This is a genomic window from Sphingomonas epibiotica (assembly GCF_039615155.1).
Lineage (GTDB): Bacteria > Pseudomonadota > Alphaproteobacteria > Sphingomonadales > Sphingomonadaceae > Sphingomonas.
Window position 1 is genome coordinate 126,002 of record NZ_JBDGHY010000002.1, and the last position, 14,912, is coordinate 140,913.

A 14,912-nucleotide genomic window follows, 5' to 3' on the forward strand; every position below is an offset into this window, starting at 1 on the left:
GGAGATCGACCATGGCCGGCTTGACGCTGTACACCAACCCGATGTCGCGCGGACGGATCGCGCGGTGGATGCTGGAGGAAGTCGGCGCCGATTACTACGTCGAAATGCTCGGCTATGGCGGGACGATGAAGGATGACGCCTATCTGGCGATCAATCCGATGGGGAAGGTGCCGGCGATCGTCCATGACGGTCGCATCGTCACCGAATGTGCCGCGATCTGCGCCTATCTCGCCGACGCCTTTCCCGACGCCGGCCTTGCGCCGACCGCCGACGAGCGCGCCGATTATCATCGCTGGATGTTCTTCGCGGCCGGGCCGCTCGAACAGGCGATCACCAACCGTTCGCTGGGCGTGATGCCGACCGACGATCAGCAACGGATGGTCGGCTATGGCGATTACGACCGCGTCGTCGCGGTGCTGGAGTCAGCGGTGGCGGTGCATCCCTATATCGCCGGCGATCGCTTCACGGCGGCCGATGTCTATGTCGGATCGCATGTGATGTGGGGCACGCAGTTCGGGACGCTGCCGAAGCTCGACGCGTTCATGGCCTATATCGGACGGCTCGCCGATCGCCCGGCGCATGTGCGGGCGAGCGAACTGGACGATGCGGCGATGCCGGAGATGCAGGCGGGAGCGTGATTTCGCGCGACACGCCACCTGTTCGCCGACCTCTTATCGTTTGATATCGATCAGCCATGGCTTCGGTCCGCCGGTCGGTCTCGGCGTCCCGTCCAGGCGCCTTGCGCGCATGATGCGGACCGGGTCGAGGATCATCTGCCCCTTCATCGCGTCCGACCCGCCGCCGGTCGGCTTGGCGAGGATGCGCTTGACCGTCGCCATGCCGCCGACCACCCGGCCGAACGCGGCATAGCCGGGAAAGTCGCCCTTCGCGTCCATGCTCGGCATCGCGCCGACCAGCAGCACGAAATTGCCGCCCGCCGAATTGGGTTCGGGCCGCCGCGCCATCGAGATCGCGCCGTCGACGTGGCGAACGCCGGTCTTGTCGGTGCGCTCGTGCGGGAAGGGTGGCAGGATACGCCGCGCATCGGTGCGGATGCCGCCCTGCACGAAGCCGAGCGACGGTTCGGCCTTGCGTCGCGCCGACCGGTAGAAGACCGTACCGTCGAACCGCCCGTCATCGACATAGGCGAGGAAGTTCTTCGAGGTCGCCGGCGCGCGCTTCACGTCTAGCGCGACGATGATCGGCCCGGCCGAGGTGTCGAAGCGGACCCGGACATAGCCGGGCGTGGCGCGGGTGGCGGACTGGGCGGATGCCGGCGCGGCGAAGGCCAGCAGCAACAGGGCAAGCAGGATACGCATTGCCGCTACCTATCGCCCGGTGCCGTCCGGCGAAAGCGGGTCAGTCGGTTTGGGTCGCGGCATATTCCGCCAATAACGGACCGAACGCCTCTGACGGCGGAAATTGCGGATAGCGATGGCGGGCGGGCGTGGTCGCCCATGGCAGGGCCTCGTCGGTGCATGTCTCGACGAACGGGACGAACGGCGCGGGGTCGTCCAGCGCGCCGGCCCGGACGTTCGCAAACCCCGGATCGGGTTCGAACCGTGTGAACAGCCAGCTCTTGCAGGCGTCGCAATGATGATGACGGATATGTTCTCCGCGCAGCCCGCCAATCACCGTGTCGCCCTGCGTGACGGTCAGCGCCCCGCCCGGCACCGCGACGTCGAGCGAGAAGGCGCTGCCGCTCATCTGCTGGCACCCGCGACAGTGGCACGCCATGGTCATCATCGGCCGGGCGTCGATGCGGAAGCGCACCTGTCGGCAACGGCAACCGCCTTCGATCGGCAGGGCAGGGGGCATCGTCTTGCTCCGGGATGGATCGCTCCGCCCGCTGTACGCCGCGCGCCTGTTCGGGTAAATCGATCGCGCAGCATTGGGGGTGCGATGATGATGACGCGGGCGATCCTGTGGCCGACCTTTGCGCTGGTCGCGCTGATCTTCGTCGTCAGCATCACGCTGCTCCGCGCGCGGGTCGGGCATATGCGCCGACAGCCGCCGACCGCGCGCGACTTCGCCGATGGGGAAGCGAGCCGCGCCTATTTCCGGTCGGTCGAACGTCCCGCGGCCAACCTCACCAATCTGTTCGAACTGCCGGTGCTGTATTTCTCGCTGGTGCCGTTGCTGCTGATGACCGGGCTTGCCGGACTGGCGCAGGTGACGCTCGCTTGGATCTATGTCGCGCTGCGGGCGGGGCACAGCATCGCGCACATCGCCGGTCGGGTCCGGCTGCGATTCGCGCTGTTCCTCGCCTCGACCGGCATGCTCGCCGCGATGTGGATCGGCTTTGCGATCGATATCGGCTTCTCGGCGCGCTGACGGACGCAGCGGAACGGGCCGAGAGTTGTGACGTTGACCGGCGAACCCCATTCGGAGACTGCCATGACCCGCTTCGCCGCCGCTGCCGCTCTGCCCGTGCTCGCGTTCCTGGGGGCATGCGGCGGGCAGGAAATCACGACGACCAACGATGCGAACGTCGTGTCGAACGACGTCTATGCCAACGCGGCCTTCCGCAACGACGGCGAGGTCGGCAACGAGATGATCGCGATCAACCCGATGGAAACCGAAGCCAATTCGGTGACGACGGCGGGTGACGCGATGATGGGCAACACACCCGATGCGATGAACGCCACGATGGGCAACACCGCCAACTGACACGCGGGCCGGTACAGGATAGACGGGCGGTGCGAGGCATTCCTCGTGCCGCCCGTGTGCGTTGGCGCACCATTGACCGAAGGGGGGCGCGTCTATATAGGCCGCGCGTCCCGCTGGGTCGGCGTCGTAGCCGTCACCGGCCTGCATGTGGGTTCAAAGAGCTGAACATTGCTGGAGACATCGGCCCCGTGGCGATTCGCTCACGTGGCCTTTGCGCATTTCTGACAGGAACGGCTCCGGCAAAGTAACCGCAAGATAAGGTGAAGGGCTTCATGCCGACGATCAACCAGCTGGTCCGCAAGGGCCGCGAACCGCAGAAGGCCAAGTCGAAGGTCCCTGCGATGGACCAGAACCCGCAGAAGCGCGGTGTCTGCACCCGCGTCTACACGACGACCCCGAAGAAGCCGAACTCGGCGCTGCGCAAGGTGGCCAAGGTTCGCCTGACCAACCAGCGCGAAGTCATCAGCTACATTCCGGGTGAAGGCCACAACCTCCAGGAGCACTCGGTCGTGCTCATCCGCGGCGGTCGTGTGCGCGATCTTCCCGGCGTTCGCTACCACGTCCTGCGCGGCGTGCTCGATACGCAGGGTGTCAAGGATCGCCGCCAGTCGCGTTCGAAGTACGGCGCCAAGCGTCCGAAGTGATTTCGCGCCGCGCATGACCTGCGCGGCCTGAAGTCCACCTACCCCCAGTAAGCCCCGGACGGGTTCCGGAACCGGCTGAAGATTGAAGGAATATCTGATGGCTCGTCGTCGTCGTCCCGAAAAGCGGGAAATCCTGCCCGATCCCGTATACGGGGATGAGGTTCTGACCAAGTTCATGAATTCGGTGATGCTGGACGGCAAGAAGTCCGTCGCCGAAGGCATCGTCTATTCGGCATTCGAAACCGTTGAGAGCCGCGCGAAGCGCGACCCGCTGGGCGTGTTCCACGATGCGTTGAACAACGTGAAGCCGAACATCGAAGTCCGCAGCCGCCGCGTCGGCGGTGCGACCTACCAGGTCCCGGTCGAAGTCCGCTTCGAACGTGCCCAGGCGCTGGCGATCCGCTGGCTGATCGCTTCGGCCCGCAACCGCAGCGAGAACACCATGTCCGCACGCCTGTCGGGCGAGCTGATGGACGCTGCCAACAACCGCGGCAACGCGGTGAAGAAGCGCGAAGACACGCACCGCATGGCGGAAGCGAACCGCGCCTTCTCGCACTACCGCTGGTAAGCGCAGGCGGTGGCTTTTCACCGCTGACGCAACCGACTATATCGTGGGGAGCGGGCGTCATGCCTCGCTCCCCACATTGCTAAGGAAGCACGATCATGGCCCGCAGCCATCCGCTCGAACGGTATCGCAACATCGGCATCATGGCGCACATCGACGCCGGCAAGACGACCACCACCGAGCGTATTCTTTACTACACCGGCAAGTCCTACAAGATCGGCGAAGTGCATGAAGGCACCGCCACCATGGACTGGATGGAGCAGGAGCAGGAACGCGGCATCACCATCACCTCGGCGGCAACCACCTGCAAGTGGCGGGCCGAAGAGGGCAAGGGTGAAGAGCACCTGATCAACATCATCGACACGCCGGGCCACGTCGACTTCACCATCGAAGTCGAGCGTTCGCTGCGCGTGCTCGACGGCGCGGTCGCCTGTTTCGACGGCGTCGCCGGCGTGGAGCCGCAGTCGGAAACCGTGTGGCGTCAGGCCGACAAGTACGGCGTGCCGCGCATGTGCTTCGTCAACAAGCTCGACCGCACCGGCGCCGACTTCTATTTCTGCGTCGACTCGATCATCGAACGCCTCGGTGCCCGTCCGGCGGTCCTGTATCTCCCGATCGGCATCGAAGGCGGCTTCAAGGGCCTCGTCGACCTGGTCGAGAACCGCGCGATCATCTGGCTCGAAGAGTCGCTGGGCGCGAAGTTCGAATATCAGGACATTCCGGAAGACATGAAGGAAAAGGCTGCGAAGTATCGCAGCGACCTGATCGAAATGGCCGTCGAGCAGGACGACGACCTGATGGAAGCCTATCTCGAAGGCAATGAACCGTCGGTCGCCGACCTGAAGAAGCTGATCCGCAAGGGGACGCTGGCGATGAACTTCGTGCCGATCGTCTGCGGTTCGGCGTTCAAGAACAAGGGCGTGCAGCCGCTGCTCGACGCGGTCGTCGACTATCTGCCGTCGCCGCTGGACATTCCGGACGTGCAGGGCGTGAAGCTCGACGGCGAAACCCCGGATTCGCGTCCGGCGTCGGACACCGCGCCGCTGTCGCTGCTGGCGTTCAAGATCATGAACGATCCGTTCGTCGGCTCGCTGACCTTCGCCCGCATCTATTCGGGTACGCTGACCAAGGGCAGCTACCTGAACTCGGTGAAGGACAAAAAGGAAAAGATCGGCCGTATGCTCCTCATGCACGCGAACTCGCGTGAGGACATCGACGAGGCGCGTGCGGGCGACATCGTCGCCATCGCGGGCCTGAAGGAAACGACGACCGGCGACACGCTGTGCGACGCGTCCAACCCGATCATCCTCGAGCGCATGGAGTTCCCGGAACCCGTCATCGAGCTGTCGGTGGAGCCGAAGACCAAGGCCGACCAGGAAAAGATGGGCATCGCGCTCAACCGCCTGGCTGCCGAGGATCCCTCGTTCCGCGTGTCGACCGACCATGAATCGGGCCAGACGATCATCAAGGGCATGGGTGAACTTCACCTCGAAATCCTCGTCGATCGCATGAAGCGCGAGTTCAAGGTCGAGGCGAATGTCGGTGCGCCGCAGGTTGCGTATCGCGAATATCTCGCCAAGCCGGTCGAACTGACCTACACTCACAAGAAGCAGTCGGGTGGTTCGGGCCAGTTCGGCGAAGTCAAGGTCAAGGTCGTCCCCGGCGAGCGTGGCTCGGGCTACCAGTTCTTCGACGAGATCAAGGGCGGCAACATCCCGCGCGAATATATCCCGTCGGTGGAAAAGGGCATGCGCGAGACGGCACAGACCGGTTCGCTGATCGGCTTCCCGATCATCGACTTCGAAGTGCACCTGATCGACGGCAAATATCACGACGTCGACTCGTCGGCGCTGGCGTTCGAAATCTGCGCGCGTGGCGCGATGCGTGAAGCGGCCCAGAAGGCCGGCATCAAGCTGCTCGAGCCGATCATGAAGGTCGAGGTCGTGACCCCGGAAGACTATCTGGGCGATGTCATCGGCGACATGAACAGCCGTCGTGGCCAGATCCAGGGCACCGACAGCCGCGGCAACGCGCAGACCGTCGAAGCGATGGTCCCGCTTGCCAACATGTTCGGCTATGTGAACCAGCTGCGCTCGTTCACCCAGGGCCGCGCGCAATACTCGATGCAGTTCTCGCACTATGATGAAGTGCCGCAGAACGTTGCTGACGAGGTGAAGGCTAAGATGGCCTGAGGCGCACGGAGCTAAGCCCGCTTAGCTCCGAGACGCCGAGAGGCCGGCCGGCGGGGCGGTCCCACGACCGCCCCGACCGACGACGAATTTACTTCGTCGTCCTCTCCCCGGTTCGGGGGCTGGCATTACGAAACAACACCCGCTAAAGGGCCGCGTTCGCGTGGCCCCGGCGGCACCGAATTCGAATCAGAAGGTAGGAAAATGGCTAAGGCAAAATTCGAGCGGAACAAGCCGCACCTCAACATCGGCACCATCGGTCACGTCGACCACGGCAAGACCTCGCTGACCGCCGCGATCACGAAGGTGCTGGCGGACACGATGGGCGGCGTCGCCGTCGATTTCGCCAACATCGACAAGGCCCCGGAAGAGCGCGAGCGCGGCATCACCATCTCGACCGCGCACGTCGAGTATGAGACCGCCAACCGCCACTATGCGCACGTCGACTGCCCCGGCCACGCCGACTATGTGAAGAACATGATCACCGGCGCGGCGCAGATGGACGGCGCGATCCTGGTCGTGTCGGCCACCGACGGCCCGATGCCGCAGACCAAGGAGCACATCCTGCTCGCCAAGCAGGTCGGCGTTCCCACCATGGTCGTCTTCCTGAACAAGGTCGATCTGGTCGACGACGAGGAAATCCTCGAACTCGTCGAAATGGAAATCCGCGAAGAACTGTCGAAGCGTGAATTCGACGGCGACAACATTCCGATCATCCGCGGCTCGGCCACCTGCGCCCTGTCGGGTTCGGACCAGAAGCTGGGCCAGGAAGCCATCCTGGAACTGATGAAGGCGGTAGACGAATCGATCCCGCAGCCGGAACGTCCGCTGGACAAGCCGTTCATGATGCCGATCGAAGACGTGTTCTCGATCTCGGGTCGCGGCACCGTGGTCACCGGCCGCGTCGAAACCGGCGTTGTGAAGGTCGGCGAAGAAGTCGAAATCGTCGGCATCCACGAATCGGTCCGCAAGACCGTCGTCACCGGCGTCGAAATGTTCCGCAAGCTGCTCGACCAGGGCCAGGCCGGCGACAACATCGGCGCGCTGATCCGCGGCGTCGCCCGTGACGAAGTGGAGCGTGGTCAGGTTCTGGCGAAGCCGGGCTCGATCACCCCGCACACCGACTTCCAGTCGTCGGTGTACGTGCTGTCGAAGGACGAAGGTGGCCGTCACACGCCGTTCTTCGCCAACTATCGTCCGCAGTTCTACTTCCGCACCACGGACGTGACCGGCACCATCGAACTGCCGGAAGGCACCGAAATGGTCATGCCGGGCGACGAAGTCGCGCTGGGCGTGAAGCTGATCGCACCGATCGCGATGGACGTCGGCCAGCGCTTCACCATCCGGGAAGGCGGTCGTACCGTCGGCGCAGGGGTTGTCAGCGGCATCGACAAGTAATATAGCGACTCGAACAGGCGGCCGCCCCCGGCAACGGGGGCGGCCGTTTGCTATTTAATGAGGGCACCTCGCTTGTAGCTGGGGTATCCACTAAGCCATTCGTTGTTAATCAAGAGCCGTCCCAACGGCCCGCTCTTTCGCATCGGTAGGACCATGGACAACAATATCCGTATTCGCCTGAAGGCGTTCGACCATCGCGTGCTCGACCAGGCGGCCGGCGACATCGCCGACACCGCGCGTCGCACCGGCGCCCTGATCCGTGGACCCATTCCGCTGCCCACGCACATCGACAAGTTCACGGTCAACCGCGGCCCGCACATCGACAAGAAGTCGCGCGAGCAGTTCGAGACCCGCACCTACAAGCGTCTGCTCGACATCGTGCAGCCGACCCCGCAGACGGTCGATGCGCTCATGAAGCTCGACCTCGCGGCAGGGGTGGACGTAGAGATCAAGCTGGCGTAATAGCCGGCTTCCGCGACGTAGGTTGATTCCGCCCTGCGTCGCGCTTTCGCTTCCCGCCGGTTCGTTCTGGACAGCGGCGGTAGAGGCCGGGAAAGCAACCACAGGGATACCGAACGGCACGATGTCTGCGGACCTAGTGCCGTTGTCCGCGTCCCCGCTATCGTCGATGCAGCCCTTCGGTGGGGGAATATCGGCGATGTCTGGCCCTGGCGGGGGCGTGCAGATCGCAAGGGCTGGGGCTTCGGAGGCGGGTGACCGCGCACCGGGGCCTTTTTCGTTAGGCAAGCTCGTCGTCAAGACGAGCCTCTGTTGGAGGAGTTGGTCATGCGTACAGGTGTGATCGCGAAGAAAATGGGAATGACCCGGTTGTTCCAGGACGATGGGCGCCACGTGCCCGTCACCGTCCTGCAGCTGGAAGACGTGCAGGTCGTCGCCCGTCGTGAGAAGGATCGTGACGGGTACGTCGCGGTGCAGCTCGGTGCCGGCGTCGCCAAGGCGAAGAACGTCGCCAAGCCGCAGCGCGGCCATTTCGGCAAGGCCGAAGTGACCCCGAAGGCGCGCGTGGTCGAGTTCCGCGTGGCGGACGATGCGCTGCTGGACGTCGGTGCCACCATCGGTGCCGATCACTATGTCGCCGGCCAACTGGTCGACGTTTCGGGCCGTACGCAGGGCAAGGGCTTTGCGGGCGCCATGAAGCGTTGGGGCTTCGGTGGTCTGCGCGCCACGCACGGCGTGTCGGTGTCGCACCGTTCGCACGGTTCGACCGGTCAGCGTCAGGATCCGGGCAAGGTCTTCAAGAACAAGAAGATGGCCGGCCACATGGGTGATCGTAACCGCACGCAGCAGAATCTGCAGGTCGTGTCGACCGACGTCGAGCGCGGGCTGATCTTTATCAAGGGTTCGGTTCCCGGTCACAAGGGCACCTGGCTGACGGTCAAGGACGCGGTGAAGGTCGCGCGCCATGCCGACGCGCCGTACCCCGCTGGTCTGAAGAGCGCCAACAGCAACGACGCCGCCGCACCGGCAGCGACCGACGGCCAGGAGGGCTGATCATGAAGGTCAAGGTACAGACCCTCGACGCCGTCGAAAACGGCGATATCGAGCTGAACGACGAGGTGTTCGGCCTCGATCCGCGTGCGGACATCCTGCACCGGGTCGTGACCTGGCAGCTCGAAAAGCGTCGCGGCACTGCTCGCGGCACCCGCGAGCGCGCCGATGTTGCGCGTTCGGGCAAGAAGCTGGGTCGCCAGAAGGGCGGCGGTGTCGCTCGTCACGGCGATCGCCGCGCGCCTGTGTTCATCGGCGGCGGTAAGGCGCACGGCGCCCGCGTGCGCGACTTCAACCCGGGCCTGAACAAGAAGGTTCGCGCTCTGGGCCTGAAGATGGCGCTGTCGAGCCATGCCAAGGCGGGTTCGCTGGTCGTCCTCGACGGCCTGACCGTCGAGAACGGCAAGACCCAGGTCCTGCTTGGCAACCTGGCCAAGCTGGGCTTCGGCAAGACCTCGCTGGTCATCGACGGCGACGCGGTGGAAAACACCTTCGCGCTGGCCGCCCGCAACCTGCGTCAGGTCAATGTCCTGCCGGCCGGTGGCGCCAACGTCTATGACATCCTGAAGCACGACACGCTGGTGCTGACCCGCGCCGCCGTCGAAAAGCTGGAGGCCCGCTTCAATGGCTAAGCAGCAGCAGGCGATCGACATCCGTCATTACGACGTGGTGCTCGCTCCGCACATCACCGAAAAGTCGACGATGCTCTCCGAGCATAACGCCGTCGTCTTCAAGGTCGCGAACAAGGCGTCGAAGCCGGAGATCAAGGCAGCGGTCGAAGCGCTGTTCAACGTCACCGTCACCGGCGTGAACACGATCGTGACCAAGGGCAAGACCAAGAAGTGGAAGGGCGCACCCTACACTCGCTCGGACTTCAAGAAGGCGATCGTGACCCTGGCCGAAGGCCAGTCGATCGACATTACCGAGGGGGCCAAGTAACATGGCACTCAAGCAGTATAATCCGACCACGCCGTCGCATCGTGGCCTGGTCCTGATCGACCGTTCGGCCCTGTACAAGGGCCGTCCGGTCAAGTCGCTGACCGAAGGCAAGACCAAGTCGGGCGGCCGCAACAACAAGGGCCATGTGACCTCGCGCGGCATCGCCGGCGGTCACAAGCAGCGCTACCGCATCATCGACTTCAAGCGTCGGCTGTGGGATGTCGAAGGCACCGTCGAGCGGATCGAATATGATCCCAACCGCACCGCGTTCATCGCGCTCGTCAACTATGGCGAGACCGAGGGCAAGGCCAACGTCGCCTACATCATCGCGCCGCAGCGTCTGAACGTCGGCGACAAGGTGATCGCCGGCAAGAAGACCGACGTGAAGCCGGGCAACGCGATGGAACTGGGCCAGGTGCCGGTCGGCACGATCGTCCACAATGTCGAGATGAAGCCGGGCAAGGGCGGTCAGATCGCGCGTTCGGCCGGCACCTATGTGCAGGTCGTCGGTCGCGACAAGGGCATGGTCATCGTCCGCCTGAACTCGGGTGAGCAGCGCTACATCCACGCCGCCTGCATGGCGACGATCGGTGCGGTGTCGAACCCCGACAACCAGAACCAGAATCTGGGCAAGGCCGGTCGCAACCGCTGGCTGGGCAAGCGTCCGCTGACCCGCGGCGTTGCCAAGAACCCGGTCGACCACCCGCACGGCGGTGGTGAAGGCCGGACCTCGGGCGGCCGTCATCCGGTCACCCCGTGGGGCAAGCCGACCAAGGGCGCGCGCACGCGGCACAACAAGGCGACGGACAAGATGATCATCCGTAGCCGTCACGCGAAGAAGAAGGGCTAAGCGATGGCTCGTTCCGTATGGAAGGGTCCGTTCGTGGACCTCAATCTGCTGAAGAAGGCGGAAGTGGCGCAGGACGCCGGCACCCGTTCGGGTCCGATCAAGACCTGGTCGCGCCGTTCGACCATCCTGCCGCAGTTCGTCGGCCTGACGTTCAACGTCTATAACGGCCGCAAGTTCGTGCCGGTTTCGGTCAACGAGGACATGGTGGGCATGAAGCTCGGCGAATTCGCGCCGACCCGCTTCTTCCCCGGCCACGCCGCCGACAAGAAGGGCAAGCGCTGATGAGCAAGCAGGCAGCACCCCGCCGCGTTGGTGACAAGGAAGCTCTGGCAGTCGCGACGCAGGTTCGCGGCTCGGCCCAGAAGCTGAACCTCGTCGCAGCGCTGATCCGCAACAAGAATGCCGGCGATGCGATGAACATCCTGGCGTTCTCGAAGAAGGCGATGGCGGTCGATGTCCGCAAGTGCCTCGCTTCGGCGATCGCGAATGCGGAAAACAATCACAACCTCGACGTCGACGCGCTCGTCGTCAAGGAAGCCTCGGTCGGCAAGTCGATCACGATGAAGCGTTTCGCGACCCGCGGTCGCGGCAAGTCGACGCGCATCCTGAAGCCGTTCAGCCGCGTGCGCATCGTCGTGTCCGAGGTGGAGGAAGCGTAATGGGTCACAAGTCCAATCCCATCGGTCTGCGTCTGCAGATCAACCGCACCTGGGACAGCCGTTGGTATGCCGAAGGCGCCGACTATGGCCGTCTGCTGCTGGAGGATCTCAAGATCCGCCAGTACATCATGAAGACGCTGCCGCAGGCGGCGATCTCCAAGGTGGTGATCGAGCGTCCGGCCAAGCTGTGCCGCATCTCGATCTTCGCAGCCCGTCCGGGTGTGATTATCGGCAAGAAGGGCACCGACATCGAAAAGCTTCGCAAGAAGCTGGGTTCGATGACGTCGTCGGACGTGTCGCTGAACATCGTCGAAATCCGCAAGCCGGAAATCGACGCGAAGCTCGTCGCACAAGGCATCGCCGATCAGCTCGAGCGTCGTATCGCCTTCCGCCGCGCCATGAAGCGTGCGGTGCAGTCGGCGATGCGTCTGGGTGCCGACGGCATCCGCGTCGCTTGCGGCGGTCGTCTGGGCGGTGCGGAAATCGCCCGTTCGGAAGGCTATCGCGAAGGTCGCGTGCCGCTGCACACGCTGCGCGCGAACCTCGACTATGCCGAGGCCGAAGCGCACACCGCGTACGGCGTCTGCGGCGTCAAGGTCTGGATCTTCAAGGGTGAGATCCTCGGCCACGACCCGATGGCGCAGGACCGGCTGATGATGGAGGCCCAGACCTCCGGCGTGCGCCCCGCGCGCGACGATCACCGCCGCTAAGGATAATTTGAGATGCTGCAACCAAAGCGCACCAAGTTCCGCAAGGCCTTCAAGGGCCGCATCCATGGCGATGCCAAGGGCGGTACGTCGCTGAACTTCGGGTCGTACGGCCTGAAGGCGATGGAGCCGGAGCGGATCACCGCCCGCCAGATCGAAGCGGCTCGCCGCGCGATCACGCGTCACATCAAGCGCCAGGGCCGCTTGTGGATCCGGATTTTCCCGGATCTGCCGGTGTCGTCGAAGCCTGCCGAAGTCCGCATGGGCTCGGGCAAGGGTTCGCCCGAATTCTGGGTCGCCCGCGTCAAGCCGGGTCGCATCCTGTTCGAACTGGACGGCGTGCCCGGTCCGCTCGCCGCGGAAGCGTTCTCGCGCGCCGCGATGAAGCTGCCGATCGCGGTCAAGGTCGTTGCCCGTCTGGGCGACACCTCGCACCTGGAGGGTTGATAATGACGAAGGCAACCGATCTTCGCGCCAAGAGCGACGACCAGCTGGTCGAGGAACTGTCGAGCCTGAAGCGTGAGGCGTTCAACCTCCGTTTCCAGGCGGCGACCAGCCAGCTGGAAAAGCCGACCCGCGTGAAGGAAGTCCGTCGCGACATCGCGCGGATCAAGACGCTGCAGGGCGAGCGTTCGCGCTCGGCCGACAAGTAAGGACGAGAGACATGCCGAAGCGCGTGCTGACCGGGATGATCGTCTCGGACAAGACCGACAAGACGGTGGTGGTCAAGGTAGAGCGGAAGGTGAAGCACCCCCTCTACGGCAAGATCATCCGCCGTTCGAAGAAGTATCATGCCCATGATGAGGGCAATGAGTATCGCGAAGGCGAGACCGTGCGCATCGAAGAGACCGCGCCGATCTCGAAGCTGAAGACCTGGAAGGTGATCGAGCGGGTGAACACCCACGCGACGCCGGCGGAAGTCGCAGCCGAGGCGTAAGCCTTTGCAGGGGTGGGGCGCTTCGGCGTCGCCACCCCACGCAATTCCGGGGTCAGACCCGGATAGGACGAACATTCGCGGAGAGGCGCTTGCCTTTTCGCCATGGGGCGGTTAATGGGCCGCTCCCCCCGGCGCGGTATGCCCGCAGCCGGGGGTTCATTTTTAGCAGGCGGGGTCCGGTCGGAATCGGCCCCATAGGGTAAGGAATCGCATCCATGATTCAGATGCAATCCAATCTCGACGTCGCGGACAACAGCGGCGCGAAGCGGGTGCAGTGCATCAAGGTGCTTGGCGGGTCCAAGCGCCGCGTGGCGGGCGTCGGCGACGTCATCGTCGTCAGCATCAAGGAAGCCGCTCCGCGCGGCCGCGTGAAGAAGGGTGACGTGCATCGCGCCGTCATCGTTCGCACCGCCAAGGACATCCGTCGCACCGACGGTTCGGTGATCCGCTTCGACGGCAATGCCGCGGTGCTGGTCAACAAGAACGAGGAGCCGATCGGCACCCGTATCTTTGGCCCGGTGGTCCGCGAGCTGCGCTCGAAGGGCTTCATGAAGATCATCTCGCTCGCCCCTGAGGTGCTGTAATGGCTGCTGCCAAGATCAAGAAGGGCGACACCGTGATCGTCCTGTCGGGCAAGGACAAGGGCAAGACCGGTCAGGTCACCCAGTCGATGCCGAAGGACGGCAAGGTCGTCGTTGCCGGCGTGAACATCGCTGTGCGCCACAAGAAGCCGAACCAGGCCGACCCGCAGGGTGGTCTGGTGCGCTCGGAAGCGCCGCTGCACGTCAGCAAGGTTGCGCATGTCGTCGACGGCAAGCCGAGCCGCGTGCGCTTCGAAGTGCGTGACGGCAAGAAGGTCCGGGTCGCCGTGAAGGGCGGGGAGGTCATCAATGGCTGATAAGTACACGCCGCGCATGAAGTCGATCTATGACGATCGCATCGTGAAGGCGATGACCGAGAAGTTCGGTTACAAGAACGCGCTCGAAGTGCCGCGGATCGAAAAGATCGTCCTGAACATGGGCGTGGGCGAAGCGACGCAGGACAAGAAGAAGGTCGAGCAGGCCAGTTCCGAGATGGAGCTGATCGCGGGCCAGAAGCCTGTCGTCACCAAGGCGAAGAAGTCGATCGCGCAGTTCAAGCTGCGTGAAGGCATGGCGATCGGCTGCAAGGTCACGCTGCGCCGCGAGCGGATGTACGAATTCCTCGATCGCTTCATCACCATCGCGCTTCCTCGCGTCCGCGACTTTCGTGGTCTGAACCCGAAGTCGTTCGACGGCCGTGGCAATTATGCCTGCGGCATCAAGGAACAGATCGTGTTCCCCGAAATCAACTATGACCGCATCGACAAGGTGCGTGGCATGGATGTGATCGTGACCACCACCGCCAAGACCGACGACGAAGCTCGCGAGCTTCTGCGTCTCTTCGGTTTCCCCTTCCCGCAGGAAGCGGACGCCGAGGAAAAGAAGGCGGCCTAATCCGGCCCGCCCCCGGCAACGGGGGCGGCCGTTCGCTTTAACAAAGAGAGCTTAAGTCCATGGCGAAACTGAGTTCCGTGAACAAGAACGAGCGCCGTCGCGCGCTCGTCAAGAAGTTCGCGCCCAAATATGCGAAGCTGAAGGCGATCGCAGCCGACCAGTCGCTCGACGAAACCGAGCGTCTGATCGCGCGGCTGAAGATGGCCGAGATTCCCCGCAACGGGAATCCGACCCGCATCCGCAACCGTTGCGAGCTGACGGGTCGTCCCCGCGGCTATTATCGCAAGTTCCGTCTCGCCCGCGTCATGCTGCGTGAACTGGCCAATAAGGGCCTGATCCCCGGCGTCACGAAGTCGAGCTGGTAAGGAAC

General features: G+C 64.1%; 24 protein-coding genes. 22 read left to right on the top strand and 2 right to left on the bottom strand.

What is annotated here, in order from left to right:
• Positions 1 to 11 precede the first annotated feature (11 nt).
• On the top strand, positions 12 to 638 hold the full coding sequence (locus tag AAIO73_RS04155; protein ID WP_345876529.1) for a glutathione S-transferase family protein: 627 nt from the start codon (positions 12 to 14) through the stop codon (positions 636 to 638).
• A gap of 33 nt (positions 639 to 671) precedes the next feature.
• On the opposite strand, the gene AAIO73_RS04160 is transcribed toward AAIO73_RS04155, so the two are convergent.
• Positions 672 to 1,319, bottom strand: coding sequence for a peptidylprolyl isomerase (locus AAIO73_RS04160; RefSeq protein WP_345876530.1), 648 nt, complete (start codon positions 1,317 to 1,319; stop codon positions 672 to 674).
• Between the two features lie 40 nt (positions 1,320 to 1,359).
• A complete protein-coding gene (locus AAIO73_RS04165; protein ID WP_345876531.1) occupies positions 1,360 to 1,818 on the bottom strand; it encodes a GFA family protein in 459 nt (152 codons plus the stop codon).
• A gap of 84 nt (positions 1,819 to 1,902) precedes the next feature.
• Between AAIO73_RS04165 and AAIO73_RS04170 the strand changes: the two genes are divergently transcribed.
• The 21 genes from AAIO73_RS04170 to rpsN all read left to right on the top strand — a co-directional run bounded on the left by AAIO73_RS04170 (position 1,903) and on the right by rpsN (position 14,907).
• A complete protein-coding gene (locus AAIO73_RS04170) occupies positions 1,903 to 2,334 on the top strand; it encodes an MAPEG family protein (protein ID WP_345876532.1) in 432 nt (143 codons plus the stop codon).
• Positions 2,335 to 2,397: 63 nt separating this feature from the next.
• Positions 2,398 to 2,670: a hypothetical protein gene (locus AAIO73_RS04175; protein ID WP_345876533.1), complete on the top strand. Its 273-nt coding sequence runs from the start codon at positions 2,398 to 2,400 to the stop codon at positions 2,668 to 2,670.
• 272 nt (positions 2,671 to 2,942) lie between these two features.
• Positions 2,943 to 3,314 carry a 30S ribosomal protein S12 gene (gene rpsL, locus AAIO73_RS04180; RefSeq protein ID WP_055757399.1) on the top strand — a complete coding sequence of 124 codons (372 nt, stop codon included), beginning with the start codon at positions 2,943 to 2,945 and terminating at the stop codon, positions 3,312 to 3,314.
• Between the two features lie 97 nt (positions 3,315 to 3,411).
• Positions 3,412 to 3,882, top strand: coding sequence for a 30S ribosomal protein S7 (rpsG, locus tag AAIO73_RS04185; protein ID WP_055763657.1), 471 nt, complete (start codon positions 3,412 to 3,414; stop codon positions 3,880 to 3,882).
• A gap of 95 nt (positions 3,883 to 3,977) precedes the next feature.
• Complete coding sequence (fusA, locus tag AAIO73_RS04190; RefSeq protein ID WP_345876534.1) at positions 3,978 to 6,071, top strand: elongation factor G; 2,094 nt, start codon at positions 3,978 to 3,980, stop codon at positions 6,069 to 6,071.
• Positions 6,072 to 6,272: 201 nt separating this feature from the next.
• Positions 6,273 to 7,466, top strand: a complete 1,194-nt coding sequence (gene tuf / locus AAIO73_RS04195; protein WP_345876535.1) for an elongation factor Tu — start codon at positions 6,273 to 6,275, stop codon at positions 7,464 to 7,466.
• 153 nt (positions 7,467 to 7,619) lie between these two features.
• A complete protein-coding gene (gene rpsJ / locus AAIO73_RS04200) occupies positions 7,620 to 7,928 on the top strand; it encodes a 30S ribosomal protein S10 (protein ID WP_033921125.1) in 309 nt (102 codons plus the stop codon).
• A gap of 324 nt (positions 7,929 to 8,252) precedes the next feature.
• Positions 8,253 to 8,978 (top strand): 50S ribosomal protein L3, encoded by a 726-nt coding sequence (gene rplC / locus AAIO73_RS04205; RefSeq protein WP_345876536.1) that lies wholly within the window; start codon positions 8,253 to 8,255, stop codon positions 8,976 to 8,978.
• A 2-nt stretch (positions 8,979 to 8,980) separates the two neighbouring features.
• Positions 8,981 to 9,607 (top strand): 50S ribosomal protein L4, encoded by a 627-nt coding sequence (gene rplD / locus AAIO73_RS04210; protein WP_345876537.1) that lies wholly within the window; start codon positions 8,981 to 8,983, stop codon positions 9,605 to 9,607.
• Positions 9,600 to 9,914 (top strand): 50S ribosomal protein L23, encoded by a 315-nt coding sequence (locus AAIO73_RS04215; RefSeq protein WP_242116020.1) that lies wholly within the window; start codon positions 9,600 to 9,602, stop codon positions 9,912 to 9,914. Before rplD ends, AAIO73_RS04215 begins: the two co-directional genes overlap by 8 nt.
• A 1-nt stretch (position 9,915) precedes the next feature.
• The gene (gene rplB, locus AAIO73_RS04220; RefSeq protein ID WP_345876538.1) at positions 9,916 to 10,764 is read left to right on the top strand and encodes a 50S ribosomal protein L2; all 849 of its coding nucleotides are present in this window, start codon (positions 9,916 to 9,918) and stop codon (positions 10,762 to 10,764) included.
• Positions 10,765 to 10,767: 3 nt separating this feature from the next.
• A complete protein-coding gene (gene rpsS / locus AAIO73_RS04225; protein ID WP_055996110.1) occupies positions 10,768 to 11,046 on the top strand; it encodes a 30S ribosomal protein S19 in 279 nt (92 codons plus the stop codon).
• Positions 11,046 to 11,423 carry a 50S ribosomal protein L22 gene (gene rplV / locus AAIO73_RS04230; RefSeq protein WP_242116022.1) on the top strand — a complete coding sequence of 126 codons (378 nt, stop codon included), beginning with the start codon at positions 11,046 to 11,048 and terminating at the stop codon, positions 11,421 to 11,423. Before rpsS ends, rplV begins: the two co-directional genes overlap by 1 nt.
• A complete protein-coding gene (rpsC, locus tag AAIO73_RS04235) occupies positions 11,423 to 12,133 on the top strand; it encodes a 30S ribosomal protein S3 (protein ID WP_242192907.1) in 711 nt (236 codons plus the stop codon). The genes rplV and rpsC overlap by 1 nt, the downstream gene beginning before the upstream one ends.
• Positions 12,134 to 12,145: 12 nt before the next feature.
• Positions 12,146 to 12,577, top strand: coding sequence for a 50S ribosomal protein L16 (gene rplP, locus AAIO73_RS04240; protein WP_055790394.1), 432 nt, complete (start codon positions 12,146 to 12,148; stop codon positions 12,575 to 12,577).
• A 2-nt stretch (positions 12,578 to 12,579) separates the two neighbouring features.
• Positions 12,580 to 12,783 (top strand): 50S ribosomal protein L29, encoded by a 204-nt coding sequence (gene rpmC / locus AAIO73_RS04245; protein WP_056456258.1) that lies wholly within the window; start codon positions 12,580 to 12,582, stop codon positions 12,781 to 12,783.
• An 11-nt stretch (positions 12,784 to 12,794) separates the two neighbouring features.
• Positions 12,795 to 13,067, top strand: coding sequence for a 30S ribosomal protein S17 (gene rpsQ, locus AAIO73_RS04250; RefSeq protein ID WP_055763313.1), 273 nt, complete (start codon positions 12,795 to 12,797; stop codon positions 13,065 to 13,067).
• Positions 13,068 to 13,282: 215 nt separating this feature from the next.
• Positions 13,283 to 13,651 (top strand): 50S ribosomal protein L14, encoded by a 369-nt coding sequence (gene rplN, locus AAIO73_RS04255; protein ID WP_055790388.1) that lies wholly within the window; start codon positions 13,283 to 13,285, stop codon positions 13,649 to 13,651.
• Positions 13,651 to 13,965 (top strand): 50S ribosomal protein L24, encoded by a 315-nt coding sequence (rplX, locus tag AAIO73_RS04260; RefSeq protein WP_345876539.1) that lies wholly within the window; start codon positions 13,651 to 13,653, stop codon positions 13,963 to 13,965. The genes rplN and rplX overlap by 1 nt, the downstream gene beginning before the upstream one ends.
• Complete coding sequence (gene rplE, locus AAIO73_RS04265) at positions 13,958 to 14,542, top strand: 50S ribosomal protein L5 (RefSeq protein WP_345876540.1); 585 nt, start codon at positions 13,958 to 13,960, stop codon at positions 14,540 to 14,542. Before rplX ends, rplE begins: the two co-directional genes overlap by 8 nt.
• Before the next feature lie 59 nt (positions 14,543 to 14,601).
• On the top strand, positions 14,602 to 14,907 hold the full coding sequence (gene rpsN, locus AAIO73_RS04270) for a 30S ribosomal protein S14 (protein WP_055756896.1): 306 nt from the start codon (positions 14,602 to 14,604) through the stop codon (positions 14,905 to 14,907).
• The last annotated feature ends 5 nt before the right edge of the window (positions 14,908 to 14,912 follow it).

Bases quoted from the DNA above. Each gene is read 5' to 3' on its own strand.
- AAIO73_RS04155 (WP_345876529.1), top strand. From the start codon at position 12: ATGGCCGGCTTGACGCTGTACACCAACCCGATGTCGCGCGGACGGATC.
- AAIO73_RS04160 (WP_345876530.1), bottom strand. From the start codon at position 1,319: ATGCGTATCCTGCTTGCCCTGTTGCTGCTGGCCTTCGCCGCGCCGGCA.
- AAIO73_RS04165 (WP_345876531.1), bottom strand. From the start codon at position 1,818: ATGCCCCCTGCCCTGCCGATCGAAGGCGGTTGCCGTTGCCGACAGGTG.
- AAIO73_RS04170 (WP_345876532.1), top strand. From the start codon at position 1,903: ATGATGATGACGCGGGCGATCCTGTGGCCGACCTTTGCGCTGGTCGCG.
- AAIO73_RS04175 (WP_345876533.1), top strand. From the start codon at position 2,398: ATGACCCGCTTCGCCGCCGCTGCCGCTCTGCCCGTGCTCGCGTTCCTG.
- rpsL (WP_055757399.1), top strand. From the start codon at position 2,943: ATGCCGACGATCAACCAGCTGGTCCGCAAGGGCCGCGAACCGCAGAAG.
- rpsG (WP_055763657.1), top strand. From the start codon at position 3,412: ATGGCTCGTCGTCGTCGTCCCGAAAAGCGGGAAATCCTGCCCGATCCC.
- fusA (WP_345876534.1), top strand. From the start codon at position 3,978: ATGGCCCGCAGCCATCCGCTCGAACGGTATCGCAACATCGGCATCATG.
- tuf (WP_345876535.1), top strand. From the start codon at position 6,273: ATGGCTAAGGCAAAATTCGAGCGGAACAAGCCGCACCTCAACATCGGC.
- rpsJ (WP_033921125.1), top strand. From the start codon at position 7,620: ATGGACAACAATATCCGTATTCGCCTGAAGGCGTTCGACCATCGCGTG.
- rplC (WP_345876536.1), top strand. From the start codon at position 8,253: ATGCGTACAGGTGTGATCGCGAAGAAAATGGGAATGACCCGGTTGTTC.
- rplD (WP_345876537.1), top strand. From the start codon at position 8,981: ATGAAGGTCAAGGTACAGACCCTCGACGCCGTCGAAAACGGCGATATC.
- AAIO73_RS04215 (WP_242116020.1), top strand. From the start codon at position 9,600: ATGGCTAAGCAGCAGCAGGCGATCGACATCCGTCATTACGACGTGGTG.
- rplB (WP_345876538.1), top strand. From the start codon at position 9,916: ATGGCACTCAAGCAGTATAATCCGACCACGCCGTCGCATCGTGGCCTG.
- rpsS (WP_055996110.1), top strand. From the start codon at position 10,768: ATGGCTCGTTCCGTATGGAAGGGTCCGTTCGTGGACCTCAATCTGCTG.
- rplV (WP_242116022.1), top strand. From the start codon at position 11,046: ATGAGCAAGCAGGCAGCACCCCGCCGCGTTGGTGACAAGGAAGCTCTG.
- rpsC (WP_242192907.1), top strand. From the start codon at position 11,423: ATGGGTCACAAGTCCAATCCCATCGGTCTGCGTCTGCAGATCAACCGC.
- rplP (WP_055790394.1), top strand. From the start codon at position 12,146: ATGCTGCAACCAAAGCGCACCAAGTTCCGCAAGGCCTTCAAGGGCCGC.
- rpmC (WP_056456258.1), top strand. From the start codon at position 12,580: ATGACGAAGGCAACCGATCTTCGCGCCAAGAGCGACGACCAGCTGGTC.
- rpsQ (WP_055763313.1), top strand. From the start codon at position 12,795: ATGCCGAAGCGCGTGCTGACCGGGATGATCGTCTCGGACAAGACCGAC.
- rplN (WP_055790388.1), top strand. From the start codon at position 13,283: ATGATTCAGATGCAATCCAATCTCGACGTCGCGGACAACAGCGGCGCG.
- rplX (WP_345876539.1), top strand. From the start codon at position 13,651: ATGGCTGCTGCCAAGATCAAGAAGGGCGACACCGTGATCGTCCTGTCG.
- rplE (WP_345876540.1), top strand. From the start codon at position 13,958: ATGGCTGATAAGTACACGCCGCGCATGAAGTCGATCTATGACGATCGC.
- rpsN (WP_055756896.1), top strand. From the start codon at position 14,602: ATGGCGAAACTGAGTTCCGTGAACAAGAACGAGCGCCGTCGCGCGCTC.